Origin of the sequence: Acinetobacter lactucae (genome assembly GCF_001605885.1) — a bacterium.
Lineage (GTDB): Bacteria > Pseudomonadota > Gammaproteobacteria > Pseudomonadales > Moraxellaceae > Acinetobacter > Acinetobacter lactucae.
In genome coordinates this window covers 160,264-169,592 of sequence record NZ_LRPE01000035.1, presented here as the reverse complement: position 1 = coordinate 169,592, position 9,329 = coordinate 160,264, and the positions used below count along the sequence as shown (strand labels likewise).

General features: G+C 39.3%; 3 protein-coding genes and 1 pseudogene. 3 read left to right on the top strand and 1 reads right to left on the bottom strand.

Annotated elements, in window-relative coordinates:
- Positions 1–207: 207 nt before the first annotated feature.
- The 3 genes and pseudogenes from AWW73_RS13095 to AWW73_RS13085 all read left to right on the top strand — a co-directional run.
- Positions 208–5,025 (top strand): annotated as a pseudogene (locus AWW73_RS13095) (beta strand repeat-containing protein); the annotation flags it as partial.
- A gap of 145 nt (positions 5,026–5,170) precedes the next feature.
- Positions 5,171–6,826 carry a glycoside hydrolase family protein gene (locus AWW73_RS13090; RefSeq protein WP_062849860.1) on the top strand — a complete coding sequence of 552 codons (1,656 nt, stop codon included), beginning with the start codon at positions 5,171–5,173 and terminating at the stop codon, positions 6,824–6,826.
- On the top strand, positions 6,823–8,553 hold the full coding sequence (locus tag AWW73_RS13085) for a CapA family protein (protein WP_062849859.1): 1,731 nt from the start codon (positions 6,823–6,825) through the stop codon (positions 8,551–8,553). The genes AWW73_RS13090 and AWW73_RS13085 overlap by 4 nt, the downstream gene beginning before the upstream one ends.
- Here the strand turns inward: AWW73_RS13085 and AWW73_RS13080 are convergent.
- Positions 8,550–9,266: a zinc metalloprotease gene (locus tag AWW73_RS13080; RefSeq protein WP_062849858.1), complete on the bottom strand. Its 717-nt coding sequence runs from the start codon at positions 9,264–9,266 to the stop codon at positions 8,550–8,552. The two genes, AWW73_RS13085 and AWW73_RS13080, sit on opposite strands and share 4 nt — an antisense overlap.
- Positions 9,267–9,329 lie beyond the last annotated feature (63 nt).

The following is a 9,329-nucleotide window of genomic DNA, read 5'->3' as shown; positions in this document are numbered from 1 at the left end:
CATGCAGAAGCAGTGGATGCACAAGGTAACCTTGATGTTGCAGATGCAGACGTTACGGTAACAGTTGATACCTTACCTGCAGACCTGATCGGTGCGATCACGATTCCTGAAGACTTAAATGGCGACGGAATCCTGAATGCAGACGAGCTAGGCACAGACGGTACCTTCAATGCACAAGTGGCGTTGGGACCAGATGCAATCGATGGCACAGTGGTGAATGTGAACGGTACTAACTACACCGTGACAGCCGCTGATATTACCAACGGCTTCATCACCGCAACTCTGGATGCAACAGCAGCAGATCCTGTGACTGGTCAGATTGTGATTCATGCTGAGGCTGTAGATGCACAAGGTAATGTCGATGTTGCTGATGCAGATGTAACCTTAACCATTGATACAACTCCACAAGATCTGATTACAGCGATTACGGTTCCTGAAGACTTAAATGGCGATGGTATCTTAAATGCAGCAGAACTTGGTACAGACGGTACCTTCAATGCACAAGTGGCGTTGGGACCAGATGCAATCGATGGCACAGTGGTGAATGTGAACGGTACTAACTACACCGTGACAGCCGCTGATATTACCAACGGCTTCATCACCGCAACTCTGGATGCAACAGCAGCAGATCCTGTGACTGGTCAGATTGTGATTCATGCTGAGGCTGTAGATGCTCAAGGTAACGTGGATGTTGCAGATGCAGATGTAACCTTAACTATTGATACAACTCCACAAGATCTGATTACAGCGATTACAGTTCCTGAAGACTTAAATGGCGACGGTATCTTAAATGCTGCAGAACTTGGTACAGATGGCACCTTCAATGCACAAGTGGCGTTGGGACCAGATGCAATCGATGGCACAGTGGTGAATGTGAACGGTACTAACTACACCGTGACAGCAGCTGACCTTGCAAATGGCTTTATCACAGCAACTCTTGCTGCAACAGCAGCAGATCCTGTGACTGGTCAGATTGTGATTCATGCTGAGGCTGTAGATGCTCAAGGTAATGTAGATGCTGCTGATGCTGATGTAACAGTAACACTTGATGTTACTCCACCAGATATCACTACAACTGTGTTAGCAATTGACCCGGTTACTGCTGATAACATCTTGGATGCGACAGAAGCTGGTGGATCAGTGACCTTAACAGGTACATTGACTAACATTCCTACAGATGCAGCTACAACAGGTGTTGTGGTTACTGTAAATGGTGTTGACTATACAGCGACAGTTGATGCGGTAGCAGGTACTTGGACAGTTGATGTATTAGGTAGTGACCTTGCAGCAGATCTAGATTTAACAGTTGATGCTACTGCGACGTTCACAGACCTTGCTGGAAACAGTAGTAATGTTCAAGATACGCAAATTTATACTCTTGCAAGCTCTATCGTTGCCTTTGATAACACTGATACAGCCGTACTGGCTCCTCAACCATTGCTTGTACAAGATGATGCCTCTTTAGGTAGCGAAACTTACCTAGCTTTGGTTTCACTTGCTGGACTTGATTTACAACTTGGTTCTGAAGCAATTGATTTTACAGTAGGCGCTGGTCAAGAAGGCAACGCGACATTTACTTACAGTGCTTTAATTGGAGTGGATGCATTATCTGACTACTCTCTAGTTGTTCAGAAATTTGATACAACAACAGGCGAATGGACGTCGGTCTATGGCGGTGGTGAGGCTGATATTCTTGACCTTACTTTACTAGGTTCAACTCCTGGCGTGGTTCTTGAAGGTCTGGAAGAAGGTCAATACCGTGCGTTCATGACTTATAACGGTCTTGCAGGTATCGGTTTACTTGGTACCTTAACGGGCACCATGGATGTTTATGACACGACACAAGTAGGTGGATACTACACTGAAGTTGCTGATGGTAATGTTATTACTGATATCAACACCAGTGGTGAAACAGATATTGTAACCCCTACGACTGTAGTGACAGCGGTAAATGGTCAGCCTGTTACAGCAGTGGATACTGTGATCAATGGGTTGTATGGTACTTTGGTAATCGATCCAGACGGTACATACACTTATACGCCTACTGCTAGTGCTGCGGGTGTTGGTCAAACAGATGTATTTGTCTACACATTAACTGATCCTGTAACTGGTGATACGGCTCAAGCAAATCTCAATATTCAATTGAGCTCTGTGAATGCGGTGGATAATGTTGTAACTGCAGAGATCAATCCAGAACCATTGCTAGTTGCGGATGATGTTGCTCTAGGTAGTTCAACTTACCTTGCAGCAGTATCGTTAGCAGGTATCGACTTACAATTGCTAGGCAACGATGCAATTGAGTTTACTGTTGATCCAAATCGTGAAGGCACAGCAACGTTCACATTCGATGCCATTATCACAGCAGATCTACTCAGTGATTATGCGATTGTTGTTCAGAAGTTTGATGAAGCAACAGGACAATGGGTATCGATTGGTGGTACTAACCCAGAAGCATCACTCATCGATTTATCACTCATCGGTGGAACACCAACAGCTGTACTTGAAGGATTGGATGCTGGTCAATATCGTGCATTCATTGGATATGAAGGCTTGTTAGGTGTAGGTTTAGGCGGAACATTAACTGGTACGATGGATGTCTATAATCCATACATCGTGGCTGGTTACTCTGTTGAACCGATCTCTGGCAATGTCATCAAAGATGCAAGCCTCACTGGTGAAGTTGATGCAGCAACAAGCAGTTCTGTGATTTCTCAAGTGAATGGTGTTGCGGTTGATCCAGTTGCTGGTGCAACAATCGCTGGCACATACGGTACTTTGGTGATTGATCAAGATGGTAACTACACTTATACCCCAACTGTAGATGGAGCAAACCTTGGTCAGGTAGATCAATTTACCTACACCTTGCTTGATCCTGTAACAGGTAACACTTCTGAGGCAACACTTTATGTTCGTCTCGATAGTGAAAGTGTAGATATGATCTGGAACGATGCAGATCCATCTCAACCAGCTGTAATCACTAGTCCGCTTCCTGTAGATGCAATGGATAACGTTGCTTCTGCTGAAATAGACATGGTTTATCCTGTAACAACTGAAGTACTTGATAACGCGATCAGCTATAACTGGTTACTCGGTGTAGGTGGAATTGTTATCGGTTCGAAAGAAGGTACAGCAACATTTACAGTTGACCCAGGTAACCTGACTGATGCGATTATTGCAGTGAACTTTGGTTCGGTTGCTACGGTTGTCGATGGTTTACATGTGGTATTAACACGATTAAATCCAGATGGCACTCGTACTGTAGTAGCGGATAGTTCTGATACTGGCGTGATTGATTTGTTAGGTATCTTTGGTTCTGAAGTTCAATTCAAGATTGATAACTTAAGTGCCGGTACTTACGAGTTGTTCATGGAAAGCGACACTCTTCTTACAGCTCTAGGTAGCGTGACTGCGGATATCACACTGAATCACGGTGATATTACTCAACCTCCTGTACTGGATGTTGACCCTGTCACTGGTAATGTACTCGCTGATGATAACTCTGCTGTTTACGGTACAAACTATGTGCCGGATTACATTACGACAACTTCTGTAGTAACTGGAGTTACAGCTGAAAATGGTAATACTGCAGTAATTACAGCAGGTACACCAGCAACAGTTGTGGGTGCATACGGAACTCTGACTATTAATGCAGATGGTACTTATAGTTATCAGGCAACTGCGAATATGGCGAATGTAGGTAAAGTTGATAGCTTCACTTACACAGTGACAGATCCAGTTACTGGTAGAACTGATACTGCTACATTACATGTTCAAGTTGGTTCGCCTGATGTTGATGTAACTTGGAATACAGCAGATCCTTCGGCAGATGCTACACTTCCAACACCATCAGTAACAGCTGATATAGATGATGCAACAATCAGCATGGCACCAGTGGTAGACCCAGTTGTGGATGTTGCGAGCGGTAACGTGACTATCGGTAACCTAGCTGGCTTCCCACCACTACCTGTATTAAGCAGTACAGTAACCTCTAGCGAGTTTACAATAGCTGCAAATACAGTAAGTGATGTACATGTACAGTTGAACTACACTGCATCGTTAAGCTTGTCGGCTCTTCCAACGACTGGATATACAATTCAGCAATTGGTTGGTGGAACGTGGGTAAATACAGCTTACTCTGGTTCTGCGACAGCATTGGCAGGTGTGTTGGGTGCCCCAGCATATTCAGCAGATGTACCTCATTTGTCAGAAGGGACTTACCGTGTAGTATTCAGCTTATCAAGTCTGATTTCTCTAGGTGCTGTAACTCTAGACTCTGTAGTGACAACTACAGCGACTCATCTAGACCAATACACACCAGATGGTCAAACAGATTGGATTACTGGAAACGTCCTTACTAATGATGTCGTAGAAGGTACTCAGCTTTATGTAATGAACTCAACAACTGGCACATATGAATTAGCTGCTGGTCAAGGAGTGAATACAGGTGAAGGTACGTTGTATCTATACAATGATGGTTCTTACTTCTACAAACCATTAGACAGCGCTGCAAATGCGACAGTTGATGTGATTGATTACAAGTTGGTTTCAGTGATTGATGGCAGTGAATATGTTTCTTCATTGACGATTAACTTGAGTCAAGAGTTGAATAGCCTTGCAGTAAGTACTGCGGCAAATGATACATTTGCTCTTGGTAATGGCTCGGATACCTTGATCTACAACACATTAACAGCTGCAAGTGTAACTAACGCAACTGGTGGTAACACAACAACAGGTGGTGTAGATGTATGGACTGACTTCCATATAGGTGATACTGCAACCGATGATCAGGCTGATAAGATTGACTTAAGTAACTTGTTAATTGGTTCACAAACTAATTTAACAATCGGTCAATATGTGTCAGTAAGTTATGATGCTGGTACCCAAACTGCGACAATCAGCGTAGATCGTGATGGTGGATTACTTGTAGAAGGTACTTACACTGAAACACCATTGCTTCAATTGACTAACCTTACTGGTCCAGTCACATTGAATGACTTGATCAACAATGGTCAAATCATTTTCTAATCTGACAATCGACTTATAAAAAAAAGAGCCTTCGGGCTCTTTTTTTATGTTTAAACAATACGTTAACTTAGCTTTTTATATGTTCATGCTATGATGGATTGGAAACTTTATAGAACAACAAATAACGGATAGGGACTGATTTCGAGTGACAGCATTTTTAAACTTCCAAAGACAACTGCATCTTTGGTTAGAACATATCGCTCCCCATGTTTCAGATCTTCAGAAAGAAACGATTTTATTTATATCATTTGGCCCCAAAGACCAAAGATGTAACGTATGGCATAGTCAAAAGACAAGCTTTTCACAAGCAAAAAAAGAATTATTAGATTTCATTAACGATCAGTTTGCACAGGAACCACTTACTGATTATATAAAAATTGATGTTGCATATAATTTAGCAATACAAGCTTGGAAAGTAGTAGAGCAGGAGGTCCATCATCAATTTCATAACAACCACTATCGTCGAGGTATTGGATTTGATGAACAATGTTCGGTTGCATTTCTTGAGCAAGAGATTTATGGAAAAGCAATTATTCGAGGTTTGAGCTATGACAAACCCAACTTTTTTGATGAAACAAATCTGAATTATGCAATTAAGCAAAAATATAACACCACTAAACCACAGATTAAACTACAAGAGCTACAAGACATTTGGACTTTTGATACTTACGCAGCATTTTATGAAAATGAGCAATTCATTAATTTAGCGAGCCGCTATGATGCGAATGGTATTAGAGCGATTTCGAGCAATAAGAAACAGCATTTTCAGACGTTAATTGAAAAAAATGCAGCATTTTTGCACAGCCAAATTCAAGAAAATGGCAAATTTATCTACGGCTATTTTTCTGCCTATGATAGAGATATCCGTAACTACAATACGGTACGTCACTGTACCTCACTATATGCCTTGCTAGAAACATTTGAAGTGCAGAGCAAGCCAGAATATTGGCCCAAGATACATGCTGCTATCCAATATGCGCTGACCAACTTTTATAAAGAAAAAGACTCTGAAACTAGTTTTATGATTGATGGTAAAGAAGGGGAATTTGAAATTAAATTAGGTGCCAATGCGGCTGCTATTTTAATGTTAACTAAATATCAAGAAATTACTCAAAAAACTGATTACCAAAAATATGCAGAGAAACTTGCAAATGGTATTTTAAAATTAATAGATTCAAATGGCTCAACTACTCATGTATTAAATTATCCAGATTATGATTTAAAAGAAAAATTCAGAATTATTTATTATGATGGTGAAGCTGCTTTAGCGTTATTAAGGTTATACCAAATTAACCAAAATTCTAAATTATTAGAAACTGTTAAATTAATGTTTGAATATTTTATTGAAAAGAGATATGAAAAATATCATGATCATTGGCTAAGTTATTGTACTAATGAACTCACTAAAATATGTCCTGAAGATAAATATTTTATTTTTGGTTTAAATAATTATTTAAAACATTTTATTTTTATTCGTAACCGAAAAACAACTTATGCGACTCTATTAGAAATGTTAATGGCTGCTTATAAAATGGTACGCCGCTTAAAAGAGCAGGGGCGGACAGCACTTTTTGAGCAGGCTTATATGCCAGAGCTTCAAAAACTAATTGAGTTTAGAGCTGATTTTCAAACAACAGGCTTTTTTTATCCGGAAATGGCAATGTATATGGCACGGCCCGATAAAATTTTACATGCTTTTTATATTCGCCATGACCGCTTTCGGGTACGGATTGATGACCAGGAACACAACTTATCGGGTTACATCGCCTATGTAAAAGATTACAAAGGTGATGAGTCATGAAGTATCAACCCGTTGAGATCAAGCTATTAGCACATATCGGTACGATAAGTTTCGATGAAGCTATATGGCAATTCGAATTTGATGATGATATTTCAACATTACTGCTAATCGACTATGCACTAGAGCAATTTCAGCAAAAAAATGTACAAGCTCAAGATGACTATGTGGTGCCTGAACCCCTATCTGAGCAACTAGGTCAGCAAAATCTAGGCTTAAAACCCTTGGAAAATTACACCTTTATTAAACTATTGCAGTTGCTAATTTTCACCCAAGCAGCAGATGTGAAGAATGCTTTAAGCAATATGCTCTGCGGTACACATGAGCAAGCCTATTTAATTTTGTCAAAAAGAGCTGCTACCTATAATTTAAATTTGAAAAAAGAAAGTACAGTAAACCAGTTAAAATATTTGTTTTTATTAGTTAAAAATATTTATAGCCAGCCAGCTGAAATCAGAAAACTATTCTTTATAAAAGAGCTGAATTTTAAAGAAAAGTCTTATCTACCACAGAATCTATTAATGGCACAGAATGTAGTAGAAGTTTTATATCTTACAAATACATTCAGAAAACTTTATCTGACGTTCTTTGAGGAAAACCAGACTATCGGTTTCTTTTCTTTTTTAGATGATATTCATCGCGCTGAGCACTTGATTCCTTACTATCATTGTTTTCAAGTACAGAAGGTAACACCTAAAATTTGTTCTGCTCCAAGTGGCGTTATTAACATTTTGGGGGATACCTACTTTGGGGAAATCTACACCGAAAAACGTAGGGCTAGAGGGCAAATAGATGCTCTGCAGCAATATGGATACGACTATTCATTCGATAAAATAAAAGCCTTTTTAGGCGAAAATGACCTAAATATTGCTAATTTTGAAGCAGTCTTTTCTTTAGAAAATCAATCTCCTTTAGTACATAAAAAGCCATTTATTCTTAAAGCTGATGCCGAACAAACATTAGCAGAGTTCAAAAATATTCACCTTAACCATGTGGTATTAGCAAATAACCATCTAAAAGATTATGGGGACCGTGGATTAATTTATACATTACAACAATTTGATCAAGCTAATCTTTCTTATATTGGGGCTGGCCTAAATCAAAAAGATGCTCAAAACTACTTTGAACTCTCTTTTGAAAATAAGCGCTATGCTATTTTTAATGGATACTGGCACAGAGACACAGCCTATCTCGATTATGATTTTTATGCTTTAGGTCATAAGAGTGGCGTCGCATGTTTAAATGGTGTTTTGCTTGAACAAATAGGTCGCTATAGGCTGACTCATCCTGAACATAAAATTATTGTTATTTGCCATTGGGGTGTCGACTTTAAGCCCATTACAAAAGAGCAGAGTAAGCTTGCTACGATTCTAACCCAAGCGGGTGCTGACCTGGTCATTGGCCATGGTGCTCATACCATTCAACCTGTTCAGCTGATCAACCAAAAGCCAGTCGTGTTTGGTATTGGAAATGCTGTATTTAATAGCAATGGCGAATATGAAAAACACGATGCTTTACCATTTGGATGTATAGCAAGGTTAGATTTGTCAAAAGATCAGCTACGTTTATATCCAATCTACACCAATAATTTGAAAACATTTTGGCAGCCGTATCCAGTCAATGCTGAAGATTTCTTAAAGGCCAGTAGTTATATGACATCTTTATTGACCCCTGAAAATTACATCGCTACCCAAGATAATTTAGGGCCATATATTGAAATTAAATTTTAGGGATATTGTTGGTAAGTCGATAAAATAGTGTGAAGTTGTATTGGAGTAAATCCTAAATTTCTTAAGCCACCACTGCCTAATTTACATTCAGCACTCGCCATGATATTGGTTGGCGTACGTTTTGTAGCTTTAGGCGCACAGACATGTTTTAGACCAAATACATGTCCCATTTCGTGTACACTACCCGCCTGAATATTATAATTAAGGCGGTTCCAGTCTAATAAAACAAAAGGCCTGCCATTATTACGGAAAGCTCTACTTGTTACATCTTCAAATTTCCATTTGGTTGAATAGGCGTCATAAATAAAAACAATCACTTCTTTACTTGCAGTTCGTTTCGGAAAACACGTATTTACACTTGCAGGAATGGTTTCAGTCGTAATTGGGTAAGGCTGGTTAATCTGTTGTTTTAAATCGCAATGTAATTTTGAAAACTCTTCATAAGGGATATAACGATGTAATTTAAATTTAAAAATTTTATTATTTTTATCATCTACATAGTATTTATTTAATATTTTAATTTCCTTACGCATCTGTTGATAATTATCAAACTTCGTCGCTTCTGGAGTATTGGTTGTAAAAACAAAAGTGACTGGAACAATAGGGCGACCATCTATAGATACCTTAGGGGGTTCTCCTGACGTAAAAGGAGGACGTGTAGTACAAGAAACGCATAGTAAAGTTCCAGTAATCACCAATAATATTTTTTTCATGCAGATCTCCCTCAAGCCCATCTTGGATTGCATTTAGTTTTAGTCAAAAATTTTTATATGATA

Bases quoted from the DNA above. Each gene is read 5' to 3' on its own strand.
- AWW73_RS13085 (WP_062849859.1), top strand. From the start codon at position 6,823: ATGAAGTATCAACCCGTTGAGATCAAGCTATTAGCACATATCGGTACG.
- AWW73_RS13080 (WP_062849858.1), bottom strand. From the start codon at position 9,266: ATGAAAAAAATATTATTGGTGATTACTGGAACTTTACTATGCGTTTCT.